Below are 23,975 nucleotides of genomic sequence, written 5' to 3' on the forward strand. Positions count from 1 at the left end.
ATCAGCCTCCACCGCTATCGCTGGCAAGCCAGCTCCTACGGGGGGCGGTGTTAGCCCGCGATGACGCGGTTTTTCCCCTGGCGCTTGGCTTCGTACATCGCCGCATCGGCGCGGGCGAACAGGCTGTCCAGGGTCGAGTCTTGCTCCGTGAGGCTGGCCAGGCCCTGACTGATAGTCACGCTGAAGGCCTGGCCTTCATAGCTGAAACTCAGTGCCTGAATCTCCCTGCCCAACCGTTCCGCCACTTGCAAGGCCATTTCCGGCGCGCAGCCGGGCAGGACGGCGGCGAACTCTTCGCCGCCAATGCGTCCGAACAGATCGCCACGGCGTAATACCCCGCGGCCGCTCTCGGCGATACGTCGCAACACCTGATCACCTTCCAGGTGGCCATAGCTGTCGTTGACGTCCTTGAAGTCGTCGATGTCCAGTAGCAGGAAGGCCAACGGCGCACCTTGGGCACAGGCCGTATCGAAGGCCTGGTTGGCGCATTCGAAGAAGTGCCGGCGGTTGCTGCTCTGGGTCAACACGTCGGTGGTCGCCAGGCGGTGCAGCTCCAACTCCAGCTGTTTCTTTTCGGTGATGTCTTCGGCCATGCCCACCACGATCAGCGGTTCGCCGGGCTCGACCTGCTGGTTGATGTAGCACTTGTCGCTCAGCCAGCGGATCTGCCCGTCGGCGGTGATGATGCGGTATTCGCGGTCTTCCACGGCGCCCTGTTCCAGCACGCGGGCCAGGCTGTGTTCGGCGTAGTCGAGGTCTTCGGGGTGAATACTGTTGCGCCATTCCCGGTGATCGGCCAGCAGCAGTCCGGCGGAACGTCCGAAAACGCGTTCATAGGCCGGGCTCACGTACAGCACACGGCGAGTTTCCCAATCGATGGCCCACAGCACCGCGTTCACGCTCACCAGCATCGAACTCAACAGCTGCTCACGCTCGCTCAACCGCTCGACTTCACCCTGGGCATGCACCAGCGCCAACAGGGTCGCAGCGGCAGCCGGACGCGGATGTTCAGCGGTGGGAGGATCAGGCAAGTAAGGATTTTCGTGAACCATCGGCACAACTCTCTCTGGGCGCGCCGCAGGTTGGAGCAGCGGTCGCTACAAGGGGCCACCATGATGGCGAAGTGTTCATTGAGAGAGGGTAATGACGGTGAAGTTCCGTCAACAGGACCGATTGCCGGTGCCCGGTAAATGACGCCAAAAAGCTGATAGGTGGGAGAGCAAGCCCTCCCACCGCACCATCAGGCTGTCGCAGGACGCAGCGAATAAGTCTTCAATTGGTGAGCGAAATCCCGCAGGGACTGGATGCCGCTGGCCTCGGCTTCATGCACCCATTCCTTGATGGCCGCCAGCATATCGTGGCCATTGGAGCTGGTCTTGAGCCAGATCTGCTGCAGCGCCAGGCGCTTCTCGTAAATCACTTTCAGCGCCTGGCTGTGTTCCAGCATGCTCTGGATACGCAGATGGTGGCGGTCATCCAGCAAGCTGGTTTCCCGCGACAGCAGACGCTTGGCGCGGTGGAACTGGTGCCGCACCGAGTGATCGACTTTTTCCAGCTCCTGCTTGACCAGCGGGCCGATGACCAACTTGCGGTACTGGGCCATGATCTGGAAACGGTTATTGAGGATCGCCATGGCGGTGTCCATGTCCAGATGGCCCTTGCCTTCCACGCGGTGGGCGATGGGCGCGACGCGTTGCACCTTGGCCAGGCGCAGGAAGCTGAAGACTTTGATCCATGCCCAGCCCATGTCGAATTCCCACTTCTTCACCGACAGCTTGGCGGAGTTGGGGTAGGTGTGATGGTTGTTATGCAGCTCTTCGCCACCGACGATGATGCCCCACGGCACCAAATTGGTCGCCGCGTCACGGCATTCGAAGTTGCGATAGCCCACGGCATGGCCCAGGCCGTTGATCACGCCGGCGGCCCAGAACGGAATCCACATCATCTGGATCGCCCAGATGGTGATGCCGATGGTGCCGAACAGCAGCAGGTCGATCACGCCCATGATCGCCACGCCCAGCAGCGGGTAGGGGGTGTAGATGTTGCGTTCGATCCAGTCTTCCGGGCAGTTCTTGCCGTAGATGCGCAGGGTCTCGGGGTTTTCGGCCTCGGCGCGGTACAACTCGGCGCCTTTGCGCATCACGGTGGACAGGCCCTTGATGACCGGGCTGTGCGGGTCGTCGACGGTTTCGCACTTGGCGTGGTGCTTGCGGTGGATGGCGGTCCACTCGCGGGTGTTCTGCGCCGTGGTCAACCACAGCCAGAAGCGGAAGAAATGTTTCAGGCCGGCATTGAGCTCCAGGGAGCGATGGGCCGAATAGCGATGCAGATAGACTGTGACCGCAACGATGGTCACGTGGGTCATCAACAGAGTGACCGCCACCAGTTGCCAGGCTGACAGGTCAAGAAAACCGTTGTACCACATAGGCTGTATGGCCCTCAGATAAAGAAAAGAACAGCTCACGCATTATCACTAAGCCTACAGAGAAAACCAGCCGCCCTTTCAGATAGGAGTGACTGGATGTTTCTTATTCTATAATCCGCAGCCTTTGTAGGGCGATTCTGTTTTTTTGGTAAGGATTACTGACCATATGCTGTTTTCATACCGAGGTGCCCTGCGTGCGGGGCTGGTATACCTGCTGGTTTCCGTTCTGTGGATCGGCGTCACTCAGCGCGTATTGATCGAGTTTCTCGATAACCAGAGTGAGCTGAACCACTGGCTGCAGGTGTGCGGCTATGTGTGGGTGGCGCTTAGCGCCCTGTTGATTTATCTGATCTGCGCCCGATTTGCCCGTACCCATCAACGGCAACAGCCGCTGAAAGAAAACCGCGAACGCCTGCGCCAGGCCGCCGCCGTGTTCGATTGCACCCGCGAAGGCGTGTTGGTCACCGACGCACAGGGGCTGATCGTACACGTCAACCGGGCGTTCATGGAGATCACCGGCTACAGCCGCGAAGACGTCATGGGGCATCAGCCCAGCCTGTTCAAATCCGGTCGCCATTCGTCGAATTTCTATCAACAGATGTTCCAGAGCCTGGAGCGCACCGGCGAATGGAGCGGTGAAATCTGGAACCGACGCAAAAGCGGTGAGATTTATCCACAGTGGCAAACCATTCGGGTCATTCACGATGACCAAGGGCAGGTCAGCCATTACGTCGCGGTGTTTTCCGACATCAGCGCCATCAAGGACTCCGAGCACGAACTGGCCCACCTCGCGCACCACGACCCGCTGACCGACCTGCCCAACCGCCTGCTGTTCACCGACCGCGCCGAGCAGGCGCTGGCCTCGGCACAAATCCACAAGCGCGGTTGTGCCCTGCTGTTGCTGGACCTGGACCACTTCAAGATCATCAACGACAGCCTGGGTCATAACGTCGGTGACCAGTTGCTCAAGTTGGTGGGCGAACGGCTCAAGGCGCTGTTTGGCCCTGGCGTGACGCTCGCGCGCCTGGGAGGGGATGAGTTCGCGGTGCTGGCGGAAAGTTGTCCACAGGTCGCCCTGGCGGCGGGCTTGGCGCAGCGCATGCTGGACGCGATGAAGCAGCCTTTCATCTTCGACGGCCACCAGCTGTTTATCAGCGCGAGCATTGGCATCAGCCTCTTCCCCAACGACGCGCTGAGTGCCGAACAGTTGCTGCGTAATGCCGACTCCGCACTGTTCAAGGCCAAGAGCGCCGGGCGCGAAGGCTACGCCCTGTACACCGAGGAACTGACCGCCCATGCGCAGAATCGCGTAGAAGTCGCCAGCGAACTGCGCCGCGCCCTCGAACAGCAGGAACTCTGCGTCTATTACCAACCCGTGCACGACCTGCACAACAGCCGTCTGATCGGCGTCGAAGCGCTGGTGCGCTGGCAGCACCCGGAACGCGGCCTGGTGCCGCCGGGGGAATTTATCCCGATCGCCGAGCGCACCGGGCTGATTGCCGAGATTGATGCCTGGGTGATGGACCAGGCGTGTCGGCAGATGTGCCAATGGCTGGCTGATGGCGCCCCGCTGAGTTTTATCGCCATCAATGTGTCCAGCCGCCTGTTTGCAAGGCGTGAGCTGTATGAACAGGTCGCCCTGGTGCTGCATGACACGGGCCTGGATCCGGCCTTCCTGGAGTTGGAGGTCACCGAGAGCGCGGTGATGGAAGACCCGGAGGTCGCGCTGGAGCAGATGCACCGTCTCCGTGAGTTGGGGCTGCGCCTGGCGATCGATGATTTTGGTACGGGTTATTCGTCGCTGCTGCGCCTCAAGCGGCTGCCGGTGCAGAAGCTTAAGATCGACCAAGGCTTCGTCGCTGGCTTGCCCTGTGATGAAGACGACGCGGCCATCGTGCGCGTGGTGATTGCCCTCGCTAAAAGCATGGGGATGCAGGTGCATGCCGAGGGCATCGAGCAGGTTGAGCAGGCGCGGTTTTTGTTGGATCAGGATTGCGATATGGGGCAGGGGTATTGGTTTGGCAGGCCGGTGCCGGCGCAGGAAATTGATTGGTCGCGGGCCCCCGTAATCGGACAGGCATGACGCGATCAATGTGGGAGCCGGGCTTGCCCGCGATGACGGATTGTCAGTCGACAATGATGTTGGCTGGCACACCGTCATCGCGGGCAAGCCCGGCTCCCACAGGGTTCAGTGGCACCCTTAAAGAAGTATTTTCGAGCTGAAAACTGTTGCAACTCCACGTCCCACCAGAAAATTCTTTCTGGTTATATAAACATTCTTAAATAGTATTTTTAAGAATATCTCCGCTTATCTACTATCGCTCTCACGCCGCAAGCAGTGCCGCCACTGCGAGGCACTATTCATTTCAGGAGCGAGACCATGAGCGCATCTCTACGTAGCGTCGACGGCCAGGACGAAGCAGCCATTTTGCGTGAGATCCAGAGCGCGTTGCGCGATCTGCGGTTTGGCGCGGTGGAAATCACTGTGCACAACGCTCAAGTGGTACAGATCGAACGCAAAGAAAAATTCCGTTTGCAGAACCCGGGTAACAAACCGAGCTAAGCACTGACGGCGATAGACCCGCACTTAATAAGAAAAAGCCAACACCCCAGAATTTTCAGGAGCTTCTATGTCGTCGATTCGCCGTTATGCCCTGGCCGCCCTGGCCAGCGCCGTGTTTGCAGGTTCCGCCGTTGCCAAGGACTACGAGTTGCTCAACGTCTCGTACGACCCGACCCGTGAGCTGTACCAGGACTACAATGCTGAGTTCACCAACTTCTGGAAACAGTCCCACCCTGGCGACAACGTCAAGATCCAGCAATCCCACGGTGGTTCGGGCAAGCAAGGCCGCGCGGTGATCGACGGCCTGCGCGCCGACGTGGTCACCCTGGCCCTGGCCGGTGACATCGACGAAATCGCCAAGCTGGGCAAGACCCTGCCGGAAAACTGGCAGACCCGCCTGCCGGACGCCAGCACCCCGTACACCTCGACCATCGTGTTCCTGGTGCGCAAGGGCAACCCTAAAGGCATCAAGGATTGGGGCGACCTGATCAAGAAAGACGTGTCCGTGATCACCCCGAACCCGAAAACCTCCGGCGGTGCCCGCTGGAACTTCCTCGCCGCCTGGGCCTACGGCCTGAAAGCCGGAGGCAGCGAAGCCAAGGCCCAGGAATACGTGAAAGAACTGTTCAAGCACGTACCTGTGCTGGACACCGGCGCTCGCGGTTCGACCATCACCTTCGTCAACAACGGTCAGGGTGACGTGTTGCTGGCCTGGGAAAACGAAGCCTTCCTGGCGTTGAAGGAAGACGGCGGCGCCGACAAGTTCGACATCGTCGTGCCGTCCCTGTCGATCCTCGCCGAGCCGCCAGTAGCCGTGGTCGACAAGAACGCCGAGAAAAAGGGCAACACCGAAATCGCCACCGAATACCTGAAACACCTGTACAGCCCGGCTGGCCAGGAGATTGCGGCGAAGAACTTCTACCGCCCACGCGATGCAAAAGTCGCCGCCAAATACGCCCAACAGTTCCCGAAACTGGACCTGGTGACTATCGACAAAGACTTCGGTGGCTGGAAAACTGCCCAACCGAAGTTCTTTAACGACGGTGGCGTGTTCGACCAGATTTACACCGCGCAGTAAGCCGAGCAACAACCCGTCCACAGAGCCCGCATTCACCTGCGGGTTTTGTGTGTCAGTTCCCTTAACCAAGGACTCTTATGTCGCGTCGTATCTCCCCCGTCATACCCGGCTTCGGGCTGACGCTGGGCTACACCGTGGTGTACCTCAGCCTGATCGTACTCATCCCCCTTGCGGCGATGTTTGTACACGCCGCTCAACTCACCTGGGATCAGTTCTGGAACATTATCTCCGCACCACGCGTGCTGGCGGCGTTGCAACTGAGCTTCAGCACCGCGCTGTACGCCGCGTTGATCAACGGCGTGATCGGTACACTGTTGGCCTGGGTGCTGGTGCGCTACACCTTCCCAGGCCGCAAGGTCATCGATGCGATGATCGACTTGCCGTTCGCCTTGCCCACCGCCGTCGCCGGTATCGCGCTGACCGCGCTGTACACGCCTAACGGCCTGGTTGGCCAGTTCGCCGCCGACCTGGGCTTCAAGATCGCCTACACCCCGTTGGGTATCACACTGGCGCTGACCTTCGTCACGCTGCCGTTCGTGGTGCGTACGGTGCAGCCGGTATTGGCCGATATCCCCCGGGAGGTCGAAGAAGCCGCCGCCTGCCTGGGCGCCAAGCCGTTGCAGGTGTTCCGTCACATCCTGGTGCCCGCGTTGCTGCCCGCCTGGTTGACCGGTTTCGCCCTGGCGTTCGCGCGTGGCGTCGGTGAGTACGGCTCGGTGATCTTCATCGCCGGCAACATGCCGATGAAAACCGAGATCCTGCCGCTGCTGATCATGGTCAAGCTCGACCAATACGACTACCGCGGCGCCACGTCCATCGGCGTGCTGATGCTGGTGGTTTCCTTTGTCCTGCTGCTGCTGATCAACTTGTTGCAGCGGCGCATCGAACGTCCATAAGGAGGCGCGGAACATGTCCCAATCGTCTATTTCCGCCGCGTCCTCGGCCAACGCTGCCCGGCGTGGCAGCGCGGCATCGCGACGTATCCTGATCGGCCTTGGCTGGCTGGTATTTGCGCTGTTCCTGCTGTTGCCGCTGTTTATCGTGGTGACCCAGGGCTTGAAGAACGGCCTCGGCGCGTTCTTCACCGCGATTCTCGAGCCCGACGCCCTGTCGGCGCTGAAACTCACGGTGATCGCCGTGGTGATTTCGGTGCCGCTCAACCTGGTGTTCGGCGTCAGCGCCGCGTGGTGCGTGAGCAAGTACTCGTTCCGTGGCAAAAGCATCCTGGTGACGCTCATCGATTTGCCGTTCTCGGTGTCGCCGGTGATTGCCGGCCTGGTCTATGTGCTGATGTTCGGCGCCCAGGGCTTCTTTGGCCCGTGGCTGCAGGACCATGACATCCAGATCGTGTTCGCCTTGCCCGGCATTGTGCTGGCAACCATCTTCGTCACCGTGCCCTTCGTGGCCCGTGAACTGATCCCGCTGATGCAGGAGCAGGGCACCCAGGAAGAAGAGGCCGCGCGCCTGCTCGGTGCCAACGGCTGGCAGATGTTCTGGCATGTGACTGTGCCGAACATCAAATGGGGCCTGATCTACGGCGTGGTGCTGTGTACCGCACGGGCCATGGGTGAGTTCGGTGCGGTGTCGGTGGTGTCCGGCCACATTCGCGGCGTGACCAACACCCTGCCGCTGCACGTCGAGATTCTCTACAACGAATACAACCACGTTGCCGCGTTTGCGGTGGCGAGTCTGTTGCTGATCCTGGCGCTCTTCATCCTGCTGCTCAAGCAGTGGAGCGAGAACCGTATTAACCGCCTGCGCGCCGGTGCGGCTGAGGAATAAGTCATGTCGATCGAAGTCCGTAATGTCAGCAAGAACTTCAACGCCTTCAAGGCCCTGAACAGCATCAACCTGGACATCCAGAGTGGCGAGCTGGTGGCGTTGCTTGGCCCGTCCGGCTGCGGCAAGACCACCTTGCTGCGCATCATCGCAGGTCTCGAGACCCCGGATGACGGCAGCATCGTGTTCCACGGTGAAGACGTCTCCGGCCACGACGTGCGTGATCGCAATGTCGGCTTTGTGTTCCAGCACTACGCGCTGTTCCGCCACATGACCGTATTCGACAACGTGGCGTTCGGCCTGCGTATGAAACCGAAGAACCAGCGCCCGAACGAAAGCCAGATCGCGGTCAAGGTGCATGAGCTGTTGAACATGGTGCAGCTGGATTGGCTGTCGGATCGCTACCCGGAGCAGTTGTCCGGTGGCCAGCGCCAACGTATCGCCCTGGCCCGCGCCCTGGCGGTGGAACCCAAAGTGCTGCTGCTGGACGAACCGTTCGGCGCCCTCGACGCCAAGGTGCGTAAAGAACTGCGCTGCTGGCTGGCGCGCCTGCACGAAGACATCAACCTGACCTCGGTTTTCGTGACCCACGACCAGGAAGAGGCCATGGAAGTCGCCGACCGTATCGTGGTGATGAACAAGGGCGTGATCGAGCAGATCGGTTCACCGGGTGACGTCTACGAAAACCCGGCGAGCGACTTCGTTTATCACTTCCTCGGTGATTCGAACCGCCTGCACCTGGGTGAAGACAAACACGTGCTGTTCCGCCCGCACGAAGTGTCGCTGTCGCGGCATGAGCTGGAAGACCATCACGCGGCGGAAGTGCGTGATATTCGCCCGCTGGGCGCGACCACGCGTGTGACCTTGAAGGTCGAAGGCCAGAGCGAATTGATCGAAGCCGAAGTGGTGAAAGACCACGACAGCCTGACCAACTTGGCACGCGGCGAGACGCTGTTCTTCAAGCCAAAGGTTTGGCAAAAAGCCTAAATATTGCGCAACATCCAATGTGGGAGCGGGCTTGCTCGCGAATGCGGTCTACCAGTTGATGAATGCGTCGACTGGTACTCCGTATTCGCGAGCAAGCCCGCTCCCACATTCTGACCTCTCTCGGCTTCAGACCGTGGCGCGTTTTCCTCTAACGGCCACCGGTCCCGAACGCTCCTCGATCTGCTGCTTGAGCGCATGCCGCAGCCCCAGCAAAAACGCCAACTCCGCCACCACAAACAACGGCCCCACGATCAGCCCCGACACGTCATCCACAAACGCCGGCTTCTTGCCTTCGTAGTAATGCCCGACGAACTGAATCACCCAACCCACCACAAACATCCCAATGCCGCTGCTGAGCCACACCAGTGTGCTCTGTGCCGCCAGCACGTGCCCGGCCCACACCGACAAGCCCATCAGCACAGTCATCAACAGCCCCAGTGCCAACTCCAGGCGCAAGTAGAACCACGCCGAAAACAGCGCGAGAAGAACGGCCGGTGAGATCCACAGCCCACCGACAGCCCATTCCGGGCGGGACAGCAGCACGGCCACCGCAACAACAATCAGCGGGATGCCGATAAAGTGGCTGGCGATGTTGCGCGGGTCGCGGTGGTAGGCAGCGTATTGACTGAGGTGATCGACGAGGCTTTTCATTGTTGTTCCTCCTGTAGGATGCTTGATCATGCCCTGTCAGCCGGTGGCGAACTGTCAGTTGGGCGACAATCTTAGGAGTTCACATGGACGCGGAACAATGGCGCTCGCGGTTGGCCACCGGTCATTGGTTCAGCCACCTGCCCGCGTCTTTTCAGCATAGCTTGCTGGCTAATTCCCGCGTGAGACAGCTCGCGGCGGGAGAGTATCTGTTCAAGCGCGGCGATCCGCCCTGCGGCTTGTATGCGGTGCTGGAAGGTGCCGTGCGGATCAGCGCGGTCAATGCCCAAGGCAAGGAAGCGGTACTGAGCCTGGTTGAATCACCTTACTGGTTCGGTGAGATATGCCTGTTTGACAGCTTGCCGCGCACGCACGATGCGCTGGCAATGGGTCCGTGCACACTGTTGCAGATACCGCAGGCGCTGATGCTCGAAATCCTCGACAAACACCCTGTGTACTGGCGGGATGTGGCGCTGCTGATGAGCCACAAATTGCGCCTGTCGTTGATCAATATCGAACAGATAAGCCTGATGCCCACGTCGGTGCGCCTGGCCCATCGGTTGCTGATGATCGCCGAAGGCTACGGTGAAATAGCCCAGACGCGCCGCGTCCTGCACTTGCCGCAGGAAGACCTGGCGGCGATGTTGGGCCTCTCGCGCCAGACCATCAACAGTCTGCTCAAGGCGCTGGAGCAGCAGGGCATCCTCGGCTTGAGTTACGGTGCGATTGAAGTGCTCGACCTGCAACGCCTGCGGCAAGCCGCAGGCGTCGACGGTTGAGCTAGGAGCCGCGATACGTGGAGAACCCGTAAGGGCTGAGTAGCAGTGGAATGTGGTAATGCTGGTCGGCCTGCTTGACCTGGAAAATGACCGGCACTTCGGGGAAAAATGTCTCGCGACCGGCGTTTTTGTAGTAATCGCCGGTCTTGAACACCACGCGGTACTCGCCGGGCTTCATGGCTTGGTTGGCCGGGAACAGTTCGGCGATGCGCCCCTGCTGGTTGGTGACACCTTCGGACAGCGACTGCCAGTGATCGCCTACGTGTTGCTCCAGGGTGACGCTGACACCGGCAGACGGCAGGCCGTTTTCCAGGTTGAGCACGTGCACGCTCAGGGGGTTGCCGTCCGCGAATGCCAGATTGCACAGGCTGCTCAGGCTGAGGGCGGCGAGGGTCATGCTTAGGGTTTTCATCGAGAGGTCCTTTCGAAGGTGGGGTCAGGGGGTGATGCGCAAGCCCAGTTGCTCGGCAGCCTTGATAGCGCAGGCTTCGTCCTGCGCCGCGCCGCCGGCACCGGCGATGCCGAGTGCACCGACCAGTTCAGCGTCGGCGAACAACGGCACGCCGCCACCGAGCAACAGCAATTCGGGCAAGCTGTTAAGGTTGGCCGCTTCGGGGTTGTTGCGGGCGCGCTCGGCGAACAAGCGAGTCGGGGTTTTTGTCGATAGCGCGGTGTATGCCTTGCGTTGGCTGGCGAGACTGTTGTGCGGGCCAACGCCATCGGCTCGCAGGCTCAGCAATGGATTACCGCCCCGGTCGAGTACGGTAAGTGCCGCCGTGCACTGCGCCAGGCTGGCGTCTGCCAGTTGGCGTGCGGTGTGCAAATCCAGGTCGGCGTGGCGCGGCAGCGGTGGTGCTGCCAGGACGCTGGCGCTGATGGCGAAGCTCAAGAACAAGGCATTGCGGTACATGGGAACGGCTCCAGAAAGCAGGCCGTTACCTTAGCCAGCGGTCTCGCTCAAAAGCCGAACAATTCGATTACAGGTTTGTAATGAACCAAGAGGTAGGCATGCAGGTGTTGTTAGTGGAAGACCAGCCGAAATTGGCGCAACTCATGGCCCAGGGCTTGAGTGAGGCCGGCTTCGCAGTAGAAGTCGCAGCCAATGGCATGGCAGCTCAGCGGTTTGTGGAAAGCACTGACTATGACTTGGTGATCCTGGATGTAATGTTGCCGGGTTTGAATGCCTGGAAGTTGCAGCAGTCGATTCGCAAGAAGGGCGAGACGCCGGTGTTGTTCTTGACGACCCCGGAAGGAATCGAGGACCGTCTGCGCGGGTTGGAACTGCATGAGGATGATTACTTGCTCAAGCCGTTTGAGGCCAAGGCCTTGGTGGCGCGGGTGAAGAAGGTGTTGCGGCGTGATCGTGCGCGCTGATTGATCCGGCATTTTCAATAACTGGGCCACCGCCATCGCAGGCAAGCCAGCTCCCACATTTGGAATGCATTCCCCTGTGGGAGCCGGGCTTGCCCGGCGATGGGGCCATCACGAACACCGCAAATCCACCTACCGCAACCCATCCCTGAACTGCCCCGGCGTCATCCCCGTCCAGCGCTTGAACGCGCGGTTGAAACTGCTGGTATCAGCAAACCCCAGCAAATGACTGATTTCCGCCAATGAGCACTGCGGATCCCGCAGATGCAGCAACGCCAGATTCTCGCGGCATTCATTCAGCAGCGCATCAAATCGACAGCCTTCGTCCGCCAGGTGGCGCTGCAAACTGCGCAGGCTCAGGTGCAGCGCCTGGGCGACGCGCTCGGCGCTCGGTTCGCCGTCGGGCAGCTGCGCTTCGATCACCCGGCGGACCTTACGTTCCCAGGTCAGCGGTTGCAGTTGGGCGAGGGTGCGCTTGAGCACGGTTTCGTTGTGTTCGGCCAGTTCGGGGTTGGCGTCGTCCAGGTGGCTGTCGAAATCCTGGGCGGCGAACTCCAGGCGGTCCTCTTCAGCGCCAAAAAATACCGGCGCGCGAAACACCGTGTGCCAAGGCTTCGGGTCAGCAGGCTCAGGCCTTCGCAGGTACACCGCCAGCGGCGCGTACTCGCGGCCGAGGCGATTGCGACAGGTACGCACATAGATCGCCGCAAACGCGTCGATGGCTTCGAAGGCTGGCGTCGGGCTGCCCGGTAGTTGCAGCAGGCGGAACCGATAACGTTCGCCATCGCCGCTCAGCTCCAGGCTCAAGGCATCGCTGACCACCTGGTGATACCGCACGATGCGCTCGAACACCTCGCGCAAGCTGCCACTGGCCACCAGCGCATACCCCAACGCATGAAACGTGGTGGGGCTGACAAACCGCGACACCCGCAAGCCAATCGCCGGATCACCGCTGGCCTGTACCGCCAACTCCCAGAGACGCGTGGTGGCCGACAGCGGGTAGCGCGCATTGGGATCGTCCATCTGTTGCGGATCGAGCCCGGCTTGCAGGCACAGCGCGGCGCTGTCGAGGTCCAGGGCGTCGAGCTGCTTGCGCAGGGCGCGGGTCCAGCTGGCGAGGGAGGTGGGTTCGGTCATGGCGATTGGCGCGTGCGGTCAACAGGTTGGCGTCCGGGGCTAGCATCCTGCGAGGTCGCCTGGGGCAGGATGTGAGCACCAATAAGCAAGAGGATGGAAGCATGGACGGTACTTCTGCAAGTCCCCAGCCGATGAACGCACAACAGCGCTCCGCGCATATCCGTGAAGTGGTGCTCGCCGAAGGCGTGCGCCTGCGCCAGCAACACCCCTGGCTGCTGCATCAGGACGCGTTGGGCGCGGGAATCCTGGCGGTTGCGCTGTTCGGCATGGTGGGTTCGGCGGCGCTCTACCTCACGGGCCATATGGCCTGGTGGGCGTGCCTGCTGCTCAACGCGTTCCTGGCCTCACTGACCCACGAGCTGGAACACGACCTGATCCACAGCATGTACTTTCGCAAGCAGCGCCTGCCGCACAACCTGATGATGGGCCTGGTGTGGCTGGCGCGGCCGAGTACGATTAATCCGTGGGTGCGCCGACACCTGCACCTCAACCATCACAAGGTGTCCGGCACCGAGACCGATATGGAAGAGCGCGCGATCACCAACGGCGAGCCCTGGGGGTTTGCGCGGCTGCTGATGGTTGGGGATAACGTCATGTCGGCCTTCATTCGCATCCTGCGGGCCAAGACCTGGAAGCACAAACTGACAATCCTCAAGCGCTCGCTGTTGGTGTATGCACCGCTGGCGCTGCTGCATTGGGGGGCGTGGTATGTGTTCCTCGGTTTTCATGCCGCCAACGGCATCGCCAGCCTGCTCGGCGTGCCCATCGAGTGGTCAGCCGGCACTTTGCAGATGATGCACGTGATCGATATCGCCGCCGTGGTGATCATCGGCCCCAACGTGTTGCGCACTTTTTGCCTGCACTTCGTCAGCTCCAACATGCACTACTACGGCGATGTGGAACTGGGCAATGTGATCCAGCAGACCCAAGTACTGAACCCGTGGTGGATGTGGCCGTTACAGGCGTTCTGCTTCAACTTCGGCAGCACGCATGGCATCCACCATTTTGTGGTGAAAGAACCGTTTTACATCCGCCAGATGACCGCCAAGGTGGCGCACCAGGTGATGGCTGAGATGGGCGTGCGCTTCAATGATTTCGGTACGTTTGCGCGGGCCAATCGGCTGGAGCCGCAGGCGCGCACAAACGCGGGGCTTAGTCCGGCTGAAACGGCGATGCGCTGAGTATCACGCCGGTTTCTTCCACGTATTGCTGCCAATGGTCGATGAGCGTGGCCAGCTTGTCCGGGTGACGCTGGGCCAGGTCGTGAATCTCGCCGGGATCCTGGCCCAGGTCATACAGCTGCCATGTCGCCGGGCCTACCGGGCCGGGGATGTACACGGCCTTCCACTGGCCCTGGCGAATGGCCCGGCGCCCGAACAGCTCCCAGCCGGTGACGGTGTGCTCGTCGTGCACCTGGGCGGTTTCGCCCGACAGGAAGCCCAGCCACGACTTGCCCCGCAGTGGCGCCACTGACTTGCCGCGCCATTGTTGGCCCGGATGGCGCACACCGGCCAGGTCCAGGAGCGTCGGCGTGATGTCCATCACCGTGCCAAACCCATGGCTGATCCGGCCTTCAAGTGCCAGCCGAGGGTAGTGCACCAGTGCCGGCACCCGAATCCCGCCCTCGGTGGTAAAGGCCTTGAACAGCCGTGACGGGGCGGTTGCCACTTGAGCCCACGAGGGGCCGTACCAGACGTAGGAGTTGGCACGCCCGATGTTCTCCAGGCTGTTGTCGTAGTGCTGGTTGAGGTAGGTCAGCAGCTCGGGGCCGAACTTGGGGAAGGCTTCCAGCAGTGCCCCTTCGGCGCCGTTGTCGGACATGAACACGATGAACGTGTTATCCAGTTGACCCTGCTGGCGCAGGTACTCCACCACCCGGCCGATGTTCCAATCCATGCGCTCGACCATGGCCGCATACACTTCCATCGCCCGCGCCGACACCTGGCGCTGTGCGTCGGTCAGGGCGGCCCACTGGGTATTCAATTCGATCAGTGGGTGGGGTTCGACATTCGCGTCGATCAGTCCCAGGGCCTTGAGCTTTTCCAGGCGTTCCAGGCGCAGCACCTCGGGCCCGGCGTCGTAGCGGCCACGGTATTTGTCGACGATTTCGGCGGGTGCCTGCAACGGCCAGTGCGGGGCGGAGAATGGCAGGTAAGCGAAGAACGGTCGCGCCTGGTCGCGCTCCTTGAGGTAGTGCAGCAACTTGTCGCCAAAGGCGTCGGATGAATAGAAATGTTCAGGCAGTTGCTCGACGAAAGCGTCGTCTTCGATATACAGCGCAGGCGTGGATTTGAGCAGGCCGGGCGTCGTCTCGTCGTAGGGCGGTTCGAAACCATAGTGGTTGGCCGCGCCGGGCAACAGCGCAAAGGAGCGCTCGAAACCCCGTGCGTGGGGCGCGAGTTCCGCGGTCAGGCCCAGGTGCCATTTGCCGCTCATCAGGGTTTGGTAACCGGCGTCGCGCAGCAGCTCCGGCAATGTCACGACTTTATCGTTCAGGTAGCCCTCATAGCCGGGTTTGCCGATCAGATCGGGCGTAAGCGCCTCGGCCATGGTGCCAATGCCGGCGATGTGGTGGTCGGTGCCGGTGAGTAGCATCGAACGGGTGGGTGAGCAGGTGGGCGCGGTGTGGAAGTCGGTCAGGCGCAGGCCGTTCAGGGCCAGGGCGTCCAGGTGCGGTGTGGCGATTTCCCCGCCAAAGGCGCCGAGGTCGGAAAACCCCATGTCGTCGGCCAGAATCACAAGAAAGTTGGGACGTTGCGGCATCAAGGCACTCCTCTTTCAGCAGGCAATAAAGGCCAGGGGCAGGTCGCGGATCTGTTCGCGTACTGGTGGCTGGTAGTGGTCATCATTTGTCAGCTCGTGCAACAGTTCCTCACGCAATTGATGGAACTCGAAACTGCTGCGTTGGCGCGGATGGGGCAGGGTGACTTGCACCACCTGTTTGATCCGGCCTGGCCTTGGCTCCATCACCACGACGCGGTCGGCGAGGAAAATCGCTTCTTCCACGTCGTGGGTCACCAGTACTGTCGTGATCCTGGCGCGAGCGCGAATCGCCAGCAGTTCGTCCTGCATCTGCTGGCGTGTCAGTGCATCGAGGGCGCCGAAGGGCTCGTCCAGCAGCAGGATGCGGGGGCTGGCCACTAGGCCTCGGGCAATTGCCACGCGTTGCGCCATGCCGCCGGAAAGCTGGTGGGGATAGGCACGCGTAAAGTCGGTCAGGCCCACCAACTCGATAAAATCACGGATCCGTTGGTTGCGCTCGGCTTCGCCAAGTGGCTCGTTGACCAGCCCCAGCCCAATGTTTTGCGCCACGGTCAGCCACGGGAACAGGCGGTGTTCCTGGAACACAATGCCGCGCTCACCGCCGATGCCGCTCACGGCTTTGCCGTCCACCTGGATCTGGCCGCGGAACTGTGTGTCCAGGCCCACCAGCAGGCGCAACAGAGTGGATTTGCCGCAACCGCTGGAACCGACAATCGCGACGAATTCGCCTTCGGCAATCTCCAGGTTGAATTCACGGATGGCCTCCAGTTCGAAGCCGTCGACGTCAAAGCTCTTGCCCACATGGTTGAAGCGGACGATAGGTGCGTTCATGCGTGTCTCCAGCGGGTGGCGCGGGTTTCGATGCGTTGGCCGATAAGGTTGAGGGCGGCGCCGGTGAAGCCGACCAGGAGCATGCCGCTCATGATCAGGTCCATGCGCAACAACTGTTGGGCGCCAATCATCAGGCTGCCGATGCCGCCGTTGGAGGGCATGAAATACTCAGCGCCGATGGTGCCCAGCCACGCGTAGATCAGGCTGAGGCGCAGGCCGGCGAAAATCCCCGTCGCAGCGCCGGGCAATACCAGGCGGCGCAGGCGCTGGAACAGGTTCAGGCGCAGCACCTGCGCCGCTTCGCGCAATTGGGGTGATAGGTTCAACACGCTGCGCTGGGTGGCGATAAATAACGGGAAGAACGCGGCGAGGGCGATAAACACCCACTTGGCCAACTCACCCAGGCCGAACCAAGCGGTGAGCAACGGTACCCAGGCGAAGATCGCAATCTGGCGCAGGGCCGACAACGTCGGTCCGAGAACGCGCTCGCTGCGCCGCGACAACCCCAGCCACAGGCCCATGGCAAATCCCAGGCTGGCGCCGAGGACCAAGCCGCCCAGCGTACGGCCCAGGCTTTTGCCCAAGGCACCGGACAAGCTGCCATCCAGCACGCCCGTCACGGTGGTGTGCAGGACTGTCCATGGGCTGACCAGAATGTTCGCGTCCACCCACTCCTGCTGGGTTGCCAATTGCCACAGCGCCAGTAACCACAGCGGCAGCAGCCAGGGCTGCAGGCGCTGCCAGCCTTGATAACGCGGGCCCTGACGAATCTGTGCCGTTGCCGGATGGGGCCAGTGCACCCATTTGCGATCAAGCCAGCCAATGCCGCGATCCATCACCACGCCCAACACGCCGATGACTGCGATGCACACGAAGACAATATCGAGCATGAACAATTGGCGGGCCCACACCATCAAGTAACCAATGCCTTCGCTGGACGCCAACAGCTCCACGGCCAGTAATGAGGTCCAGCCGGCGGCCAGTGCCAGGCGTATGCCGGCCATAAACGCCGGGAGCGCGGCCGGCAGGATCAGCCGACGAATCAGCAGGTGAGTGGGCAGGCGCAGCACGCGGGAGGCTTCACGCAGGTTGGGCTGGGTATCGCGCACGCCCACCAGGGTGTGCAGGGTGACGGGCACTACGATTGCCTTCACCAGCACCACCAGCTTCAAGGTTTCGCCGATACCGAAAAACACCATGAACAGGGGGATCCAGGCCAGGGTCGGGATTTGCGCCAACGCGCTGAACGTCGGGAACACCAGGCGCTCGGCCCGCGCGCTGAACCCCAGCAGCGCACCCAGTAACGTCCCGGCGGCGATGCCCGCCAGGAGTCCCCAGAACAAGCGCTGCAAACTGATTGCCAGGTGAGTCCATAACTCGCCACCGGCCAGTTCCACTGCACTGCTCCATACCAGTGAGGGCGGCGGCAGAATCTGCTCGCTCATCCAGTGATTGCGGCTGGCCAGCCACCACAGCGCGAACAGCATCAGGGGCAACAACCAGGGTAGCAGCCGTTCTCCCAGTTTTGGCCAGCGCTGCGCTCCACCTTGACGGGGAGCGGCCAGAGGCAGGCTCAACAGTGATATTCGGGCCATGGAGGACCTCCGTTGTCGCCGATGGCGTTATGTGATTTTGATCTTACAGAAACGCAATCAAGATGATTTAGGGATAAGAGAAATCATTTAATGCCTCAGCCGGGCACGCATCCAATGCATTCGGAGAATATTTTCCATGCTGTTCATGCATAGGCCCCTGTTGCCTGCGTTTTAAGCCTCATAGTTCTAAAAGCTATTAAATTGTGAATTTATAGTATTTAAAGTTTTGTGTGGGTTGTGCCTACTTTCTGCTCCCCGGGTGACCGTCCCCCACAGGAGCTGCACGTATGAAACTGCCTTTCAAACGCTTGATTGCATTGTTCGCGGGTACCGCCCTGGCCGGGTGGGTACAGGCCGCCGAGCTCAAGGAAATTCGCATTGCCGTACCCGACCTCAGTGCGGGCAGCCAACACAGTGGGGGGGGTATCACGGATGTACTGCGCGACCAGCAGATCTTCGAGAAAGCCTTTGCCGACCAAGGCATCAAGATCCAGTGGAACTACTTCAAGGGCGCAGGGCCGGTGATCAACGAGGCCTTCGCCAATGGTCAGCTGGACCTGGCTTATCTTGGCGACCTGGCGGCAATCATCGGTCGTTCCAATGGCCTGGATACCCGCCTGCTCAGCGCCACCGCACGGGGCGTGAAACAGTACCTCGGCGTGGTTCCGGGCTCTGGCATCAAGACCCTGCAGGACCTCAAGGGAAAGCGCGTGGCGGTGTTCCGTGGCACCGCCACCCAGCTCTCGTTTAACAGCGCCCTGGCCAGCCAGGGCTTGAGTGAAAAAGACCTGAAAGTCATCAATCTGGATTTCAGCGCCGCGAGTGCCGCGCTGGCCGCCAGGCAGATCGACGCCACGTGGGGCAGTTCAAGCCTCAGTGCACTGCAGGCCAAGGGCCTGGCCGAATTGCCACTGACCACCAAGGACCTCGGCGGCGCGGGCAGCATCCAGGCCGTATTGGTGGGCAGCGGCAAGTTCGTCGACGAGCACCCCGACGTCGTGGCCAAGTTACTCAAGGCCCAGCAGCAAGCAGTGCAGTGGTTGACCGATGACAACAACAAGCAGGCCTATATCGACCTGGTGTCGGGGCTGGCGAGTTATCCACCGGTCATCCTGGCCAATGACCTGAAAAACGAGAAGCTCAGCGAGCTGTTTCCCTCGACCCTTGACCCGGTGTTCCTCGGCAAATTGCAGGAGTCGGTGGACCTGGCGACCAAGGAGCGGCTGATACGCAAGTCGTTCCAGGTGAGTGACTGGGTGGCGCCGAATCTGCAGGCGGCGGGGCTCTAAGGGGCGTCAGACCGCCACGCTCACGTCTTGGCGGTCCACTTGCACCAGCGTCTCGATCATCGCCTTTGCCGCGGGCGACAGGCGCGAGCCGGTGCGGCTGACCACCCCGCACCGCGCACTCATGGTGTCCAAGTTCTGCGGCAGGTTGCGCCAGTGCAGCAGCACCAGCGAACCCTGGGCGATGTCCTCGGCAAATGCCTCTTCGGTGCCTACGCCAATGGCATTGGACTGCAGCACGATCTTCACCAGCGCCGGGAAGTGCTCGGTCTGGATGCTGGGTGAAAAGTCCATGCGCCCGCTGAGGTTCGCCAGCAGTTTGCGGATGCCCTGGGAGATCAGCGGCGACGCCAGCGGATAGTCGAACATATCGTTGGTCGACAGGCTGTCCTTGGCCAGCAGCGGGTGCCCCGGACGGCAGAAAAATACGCCACGCTTGGGGCTCAGCGCGCGGGTCTGGAAGTTTGGATCGTTTTCGAACTGGCGGATGTCGGCAATGAAGAACTCGATTTCTTCACGGCTCAGGGCGCGACTGAGTTTTTCCCAGTTATCCACCTGGAAACTGGTACGGACTTTCGGGTGCGCGGTGATAAAGCGTGCCACCGCATCGGGTACCAGTTTCACCGCGGGCGCCGGGCCGGTACCAAAGCGCAGGTCGCCGGCATCGAGCTTGGTCATGCGCGTCACTTCACTGCTGAGCAAGGCGGCACCGTGCACCAGGCTCAGGGCATGTTGCAGCACCACCTGGCCTTCGGGGGTGGGGCGCAAGTCCTTGTTGCCTCGGTCCACCAACACGCAGCCAAACTCTTGTTCCAGGCCCTGAATGCTGCGGCTGAACGCGGGTTGGGTGATGCCCATGGCGTCCGCAGCACGTACAAAACTGCGGTGTTCGTTGAGGGCGATGAAGTAGCGCAGTTGGCGAAGATCCATATGCTTTCCCGGCATCTTAAAAATAGGTCGAAGGCATTTGCGACCGAGGGAGCTGAGGTTTTAAATGCAAGCTCTTATTCCGTCAACGAAGCATTGATTCATTTGCTAGATCTAAATTGCATATGAATAGAGCGTTGTCGGATAGCGTCCCCACCATCAGGCACATGAGGGTCACCACAATGAGCAATGCCGCATTCGCTGTTCAACCCATCACCCAGGCGCTGGACATTCACCCCATCGGCGGGCGCATTGGCGCCGAGATCCGGGGGATCAAACTGTCCGGCGACCTGGATGCCGCTACCGTCGAGGCCATCCAGCAGGCCCTGGTGCAGTACAAGGTGATCTTCTTCCGCGAGCAGACCCACTTGGATGACCAGCGCCAGGAAGCCTTCGCGCATCTGCTCGGCGAACCGATTGCCCACCCGACCGTACCGGTGCGTGACGGCACGCGTTTCCTGATGGAGCTGGACGGCGGCCGTGGCCAGCGCGCCAACTCGTGGCACACCGACGTGACCTTCGTCGACGCCTACCCCAAGGCCTCGATCCTGCGTTCGGTGCTGGCGCCCAAGTCCGGTGGCGACACGGTCTGGGCCAACACGTCCAGCGCCTACAATGACCTCAGCCCAGAGCTGCGAACATTGGCGGACAACCTGTGGGCGGTGCACAGCAACGAATACGACTACGCCGCGCGCAAGCCGGATGTGTCGGTGGAGACGCTGGAGGAGTACCGCAAAGTGTTCACCTCCACCGTTTACGAAACCGAACACCCGGTGGTGCGCGTACACCCTGTCAGCGGCGAGAAAACCTTGTTGCTGGGGCACTTCGTCAAACGCCTCAAAGGGTATTCCCAGGCGGACTCGACGCAGCTGTTCAACCTGTTGCAGAGCTACGTCACCCGCCTGGAAAACACCGTACGCTGGCGTTGGAATACCGGTGACGTAGCGATCTGGGACAACCGCGCCACCCAGCATTACGCGGTGGATGACTACGGCACCCAGGAGCGTATCGTGCGCCGGGTGACGCTCAAGGGCGATGTGCCGGTGGGGGTGCAAGGGCAGGCCAGCAAGACCACCAAGGGCGCGTGATTACCACACGCCGATCTGCACCACCTTGTCCGCTTCCGGCTCTCCATAACGAAACCGTTGGCCACGCAGATCGATCTCTGTGTGGCTGATGGTGGTGCGCCGCTTCAAACCACGCAGCCATTCGAACAGATAGCCCGAATGGGTCTCGCGCACATCGGCATACGCCGGGTCGGCCCCCAGGTCATGCAGTTCCTGCGGGTCGTTTTCCAGGTCGAACAGTTGCGGGCGAAAGCCATCATATGCCAGGTATTTCCAGCGCTCGCTGCGCACCATCGTCATGCGGCATCGGTCGATGGGCTGCTCCAGCCGCTCGCGGGCCGGGGCCTGGAAGGCGTAGTCATATTCGGCGATGGCGTAGCGTCGCCAGGTGCTTTGCGTTCGGTGCAACAGTGGGATCAGCGAGCGGCCTTCCAGGCGATGGTCGGCAGCAGGCAGCCCCAGGGCGTCGAGGAAGGTCGGCAGCGCATCAATGGTTTCCACCAGGCGGTCGTCGACGGTGCCACGGCTGGCATCGGCATTGGCGCGTGGGTCGCGCACAATCAATGGCACGCCCACGGCCTGCTCCAGCAGGAACTCTTTCTCCCCGAGGAAATGATCGCCAAGGAAATCGCCATGGTCGCTGGTGAACACGATCAGCGTGTCGTCCCAGTGTCCATGGCTTTGCAGAAAATCGAACAGCCTCCCGAGTTGGTCATCGATCTGTTTGATCAGCCCCATGTAGGTCGGGATCACCGTGAGGCGTACCTCATCACGGGAAAAGTTGAGGCTCTCCTGGTGCTGGCGAAACGCTTGGTAAACCGGGTGATCGCTGGGCTGCCCGGGCTGAATGGGCGCCTGGATGTGCTCGGCGCCATACAGCGCGTGGTACGGCGCGGGGGCGATGTAGGGCCAGTGCGGCTTGATGTAGGACAGATGCAGGCACCACGGCTGCCCGGCTTGTTCCTGGATAAAGTCGATGGCGCGGTCGGTGGTGTAGACGGTTTCCGAATGCGCCTCGGCTACCCGCGCCGGCAACCCGGCATTGCGCATGTGCCAGCCGCTGAATATTTCACCGTTCTGGCCTTCTGCGGCGTTGGCCCAGTCGTGCCAGGGGTTGGTGCCGCTGTAGCCTTGCTTGCGCAGGTAATGGGTGTAGGGAGCGGACTCGCGCTTGTCGGCGAACAACGGGCTGTCAGGGTAAATGCCGTCGTGACGCACATACGCGTCAAAGCCGACCTCGTTCAGTGGCTCGGCCTGGGCACTGTGGGGGTCGATCTTCAGGCGCTGCAAAGCGTCCAGGTTGGGTGTGGCGTGGGTCTTGCCCACCAGCGCGGTACGGATGCCGTGGGGGCGCAGGTAATCGCCGATCGTCAGCTCTTCCAGCGGCAGCGGCACCCCGTTCCACGCCACCTGGTGGCTGCTGACATAGCGTCCTGTATAGGCCGACATCCGCGACGGTCCGCAAATGGTGCCCTGGGTGTAGGCGCGGCTGAAGCGCACGCCGGCGGCGGCGAGTCGGTCGATATTCGGCGTGTGCAGATGGGCGTGGCCGTAGCACGACAGGTAATCGCGGCGCAGTTGGTCGCACATGATGTACAGCACATTGCGCACGGGTTGGGGTTGAGACATGAGGGTTTACCGAACGGAGGACAGACGGCTTTTTTCGCCGTTCGCGCAGGGGCTGGCAAGTGCATTTGGGGACTGGGTTTGATGCAGTCCATGCATGGGTCAGACAGCGAAATTTTCCAGCGCACACACATCCTCATCCAGCGCATCAATCTCCTTGATCTGCTCGATCATTGCCTCCGCCAGCGGTGATAACCGGTATCCGGCGCGGCTGACGATGCCGTAGCGGGTGTAACGCTCCTCCAGGTCTTCGGCGAGGCCGTCGATCTTCAAACACACCAATTCGCCCCGGGCCATGTGCAGCACATCGCTGTTGGCACTGACGATGCCGATGGCATCGGAACGCAACACTACCCCCATCAGGCTATAGCCGTTTTCGCATTCCACATTGGGCAGGTAATCGGGTCGGCCGCTAAGGTCGACGATGACCTTGCGCAGGTTGGGCGGGCGGATCGTCACGGCCAGTGGATAACTCATCAACTCGGCGGCGCTCACGCTCTCGCGCCGGGCCAGGGGGTGGCCAGCGCGGCAGCAGAAGTTCCAGCGGCGTGGGCGCAGGCGATGGGTGTGATAGTCAGGGTTGGCTTCGAAGTGGCGGGTATCCGCGACAAAGAACTCAAACTCTTCGCTGAGCAAACGCTTGCCCAAACTTTGCCAGTCATCCACCTGGAACAACACGCGTGCCTTGGGGTAGCGCCCGATAAAACTGCCGATGGCGCGGGGAATCAACCCGGCCGCAGGTGCAGGGCCACAACCGAAGCGCAACTCACCGGCCTCCAACCCGTTGAACTGACTGATCTCGTTGGCCAGTTGTTGGGCACCGCTGACCAGGCGTCGAGCATGTTCCAGCAGCACCTGGCCTTGCTTGGTGGGCGCCAGATCCTTGCGGCCGCGGTCCACCAGTTGGCAACCGGCCGCATGTTCCAGGGCCTGGATGCTGCGACTGAACGCCGATTGCGACAGGTTCACGGTCAACGCCGCGGCGACAAAACTGCGTTGTTCGGCAAGGGCGATGAAGTGGCGGAGCTGGCGCAAATCGATATGCATTTTTCACATCAAAAATATCGGGGAAATGCATTGGCTATGCATTAGGTCGACTCCTTATAAAGGCTA

The 23,975-nt window shown here is 61.3% G+C and carries 23 protein-coding genes; 11 read left to right on the forward strand and 12 right to left on the reverse strand.

All coding sequences use genetic code 11. From position 1 onward, the window contains the following. Positions 1–50: 50 nt before the first annotated feature. Positions 51–1,052, reverse strand: coding sequence for a sensor domain-containing diguanylate cyclase (locus tag HX793_RS06595; protein ID WP_177051860.1), 1,002 nt, complete (start codon positions 1,050–1,052; stop codon positions 51–53). Positions 1,053–1,240: 188 nt separating this feature from the next. Next, positions 1,241–2,425, reverse strand: a complete 1,185-nt coding sequence (desA, locus tag HX793_RS06600; protein ID WP_016976653.1) for a delta-9 fatty acid desaturase DesA — start codon at positions 2,423–2,425, stop codon at positions 1,241–1,243. Between the two features lie 166 nt (positions 2,426–2,591). Between desA and dibA the strand changes: the two genes are divergently transcribed. The 6 genes from dibA (at position 2,592) to HX793_RS06630 (ending at position 8,832) form a co-directional block, all read left to right on the forward strand. Beyond that, on the forward strand, positions 2,592–4,508 hold the full coding sequence (dibA, locus tag HX793_RS06605; protein ID WP_177051858.1) for a phosphodiesterase DibA: 1,917 nt from the start codon (positions 2,592–2,594) through the stop codon (positions 4,506–4,508). Between the two features lie 297 nt (positions 4,509–4,805). Further along, positions 4,806–4,988: a sulfur starvation response protein OscA gene (oscA, locus tag HX793_RS06610; protein WP_003170956.1), complete on the forward strand. Its 183-nt coding sequence runs from the start codon at positions 4,806–4,808 to the stop codon at positions 4,986–4,988. Between the two features lie 67 nt (positions 4,989–5,055). Continuing rightward, the gene (locus tag HX793_RS06615; RefSeq protein ID WP_016975030.1) at positions 5,056–6,066 is read left to right on the forward strand and encodes a sulfate ABC transporter substrate-binding protein; all 1,011 of its coding nucleotides are present in this window, start codon (positions 5,056–5,058) and stop codon (positions 6,064–6,066) included. A gap of 77 nt (positions 6,067–6,143) precedes the next feature. Next, positions 6,144–6,962: a sulfate ABC transporter permease subunit CysT gene (gene cysT, locus HX793_RS06620; RefSeq protein WP_016975029.1), complete on the forward strand. Its 819-nt coding sequence runs from the start codon at positions 6,144–6,146 to the stop codon at positions 6,960–6,962. A gap of 13 nt (positions 6,963–6,975) precedes the next feature. Further along, entirely contained in the window at positions 6,976–7,848 is an 873-nt protein-coding gene (gene cysW, locus HX793_RS06625; protein WP_010214166.1) for a sulfate ABC transporter permease subunit CysW, read from the forward strand. A 3-nt stretch (positions 7,849–7,851) separates the two neighbouring features. Beyond that, complete coding sequence (locus tag HX793_RS06630; RefSeq protein ID WP_177094508.1) at positions 7,852–8,832, forward strand: sulfate/molybdate ABC transporter ATP-binding protein; 981 nt, start codon at positions 7,852–7,854, stop codon at positions 8,830–8,832. A gap of 126 nt (positions 8,833–8,958) precedes the next feature. Here HX793_RS06630 and HX793_RS06635 read toward each other — a convergent pair whose 3' ends face one another. Further along, entirely contained in the window at positions 8,959–9,483 is a 525-nt protein-coding gene (locus HX793_RS06635) for an Mpo1 family 2-hydroxy fatty acid dioxygenase (protein ID WP_177094511.1), read from the reverse strand. Between the two features lie 83 nt (positions 9,484–9,566). Between HX793_RS06635 and HX793_RS06640 the strand changes: the two genes are divergently transcribed. Next, on the forward strand, positions 9,567–10,259 hold the full coding sequence (locus tag HX793_RS06640) for a Crp/Fnr family transcriptional regulator (RefSeq protein ID WP_177074413.1): 693 nt from the start codon (positions 9,567–9,569) through the stop codon (positions 10,257–10,259). Between the two features lies 1 nt (position 10,260). Here HX793_RS06640 and uraH read toward each other — a convergent pair whose 3' ends face one another. Beyond that, positions 10,261–10,671, reverse strand: a complete 411-nt coding sequence (gene uraH, locus HX793_RS06645) for a hydroxyisourate hydrolase (RefSeq protein ID WP_016975025.1) — start codon at positions 10,669–10,671, stop codon at positions 10,261–10,263. A 24-nt stretch (positions 10,672–10,695) separates the two neighbouring features. Further along, positions 10,696–11,169, reverse strand: a complete 474-nt coding sequence (locus tag HX793_RS06650; RefSeq protein ID WP_016975024.1) for a GlcG/HbpS family heme-binding protein — start codon at positions 11,167–11,169, stop codon at positions 10,696–10,698. Between the two features lie 98 nt (positions 11,170–11,267). Between HX793_RS06650 and HX793_RS06655 the strand changes: the two genes are divergently transcribed. Further along, positions 11,268–11,633 carry a response regulator gene (locus HX793_RS06655; protein ID WP_016975023.1) on the forward strand — a complete coding sequence of 122 codons (366 nt, stop codon included), beginning with the start codon at positions 11,268–11,270 and terminating at the stop codon, positions 11,631–11,633. Between the two features lie 129 nt (positions 11,634–11,762). Here HX793_RS06655 and HX793_RS06660 read toward each other — a convergent pair whose 3' ends face one another. After that, positions 11,763–12,767, reverse strand: a complete 1,005-nt coding sequence (locus tag HX793_RS06660) for an AraC family transcriptional regulator (protein ID WP_016975022.1) — start codon at positions 12,765–12,767, stop codon at positions 11,763–11,765. A 101-nt stretch (positions 12,768–12,868) separates the two neighbouring features. Here HX793_RS06660 and HX793_RS06665 point away from each other — a divergent pair, with 101 nt between their 5' ends. Continuing rightward, positions 12,869–13,948 (forward strand): fatty acid desaturase, encoded by a 1,080-nt coding sequence (locus tag HX793_RS06665; protein ID WP_177051852.1) that lies wholly within the window; start codon positions 12,869–12,871, stop codon positions 13,946–13,948. Here HX793_RS06665 and HX793_RS06670 read toward each other — a convergent pair. The 3 genes from HX793_RS06670 to HX793_RS06680 are packed head-to-tail and all read right to left on the reverse strand — an operon-like array spanning position 13,920 to position 17,956. Continuing rightward, the gene (locus HX793_RS06670) at positions 13,920–15,530 is read right to left on the reverse strand and encodes an arylsulfatase (protein WP_177094513.1); all 1,611 of its coding nucleotides are present in this window, start codon (positions 15,528–15,530) and stop codon (positions 13,920–13,922) included. The genes HX793_RS06665 and HX793_RS06670 overlap by 29 nt on opposite strands. Before the next feature lie 15 nt (positions 15,531–15,545). Next, positions 15,546–16,361: an ABC transporter ATP-binding protein gene (locus tag HX793_RS06675; RefSeq protein WP_016975019.1), complete on the reverse strand. Its 816-nt coding sequence runs from the start codon at positions 16,359–16,361 to the stop codon at positions 15,546–15,548. Then, positions 16,358–17,956: an ABC transporter permease gene (locus HX793_RS06680; RefSeq protein WP_177094514.1), complete on the reverse strand. Its 1,599-nt coding sequence runs from the start codon at positions 17,954–17,956 to the stop codon at positions 16,358–16,360. Before HX793_RS06680 ends, HX793_RS06675 begins: the two co-directional genes overlap by 4 nt. A 287-nt stretch (positions 17,957–18,243) precedes the next feature. Here HX793_RS06680 and HX793_RS06685 point away from each other — a divergent pair, with 287 nt between their 5' ends. Then, positions 18,244–19,245, forward strand: a complete 1,002-nt coding sequence (locus HX793_RS06685; protein WP_016975017.1) for an ABC transporter substrate-binding protein — start codon at positions 18,244–18,246, stop codon at positions 19,243–19,245. 6 nt (positions 19,246–19,251) lie between these two features. On the opposite strand, the gene HX793_RS06690 is transcribed toward HX793_RS06685, so the two are convergent. Beyond that, on the reverse strand, positions 19,252–20,172 hold the full coding sequence (locus HX793_RS06690; protein WP_177051845.1) for a LysR family transcriptional regulator: 921 nt from the start codon (positions 20,170–20,172) through the stop codon (positions 19,252–19,254). 179 nt (positions 20,173–20,351) lie between these two features. Here HX793_RS06690 and HX793_RS06695 point away from each other — a divergent pair, with 179 nt between their 5' ends. Beyond that, positions 20,352–21,257, forward strand: a complete 906-nt coding sequence (locus HX793_RS06695; protein WP_016975016.1) for a TauD/TfdA dioxygenase family protein — start codon at positions 20,352–20,354, stop codon at positions 21,255–21,257. Here HX793_RS06695 and HX793_RS06700 read toward each other — a convergent pair whose 3' ends face one another. Beyond that, positions 21,258–22,865 (reverse strand): alkaline phosphatase family protein, encoded by a 1,608-nt coding sequence (locus HX793_RS06700; RefSeq protein ID WP_177094515.1) that lies wholly within the window; start codon positions 22,863–22,865, stop codon positions 21,258–21,260. Positions 22,866–22,964: 99 nt separating this feature from the next. Beyond that, complete coding sequence (locus tag HX793_RS06705; protein WP_177094516.1) at positions 22,965–23,909, reverse strand: LysR family transcriptional regulator; 945 nt, start codon at positions 23,907–23,909, stop codon at positions 22,965–22,967. Between the last annotated feature and the right edge of the window lie 66 nt (positions 23,910–23,975).

Source organism: Pseudomonas reactans, assembly GCF_013387025.1.
Taxonomy (GTDB): Bacteria; Pseudomonadota; Gammaproteobacteria; order Pseudomonadales; family Pseudomonadaceae; genus Aquipseudomonas; species Aquipseudomonas reactans.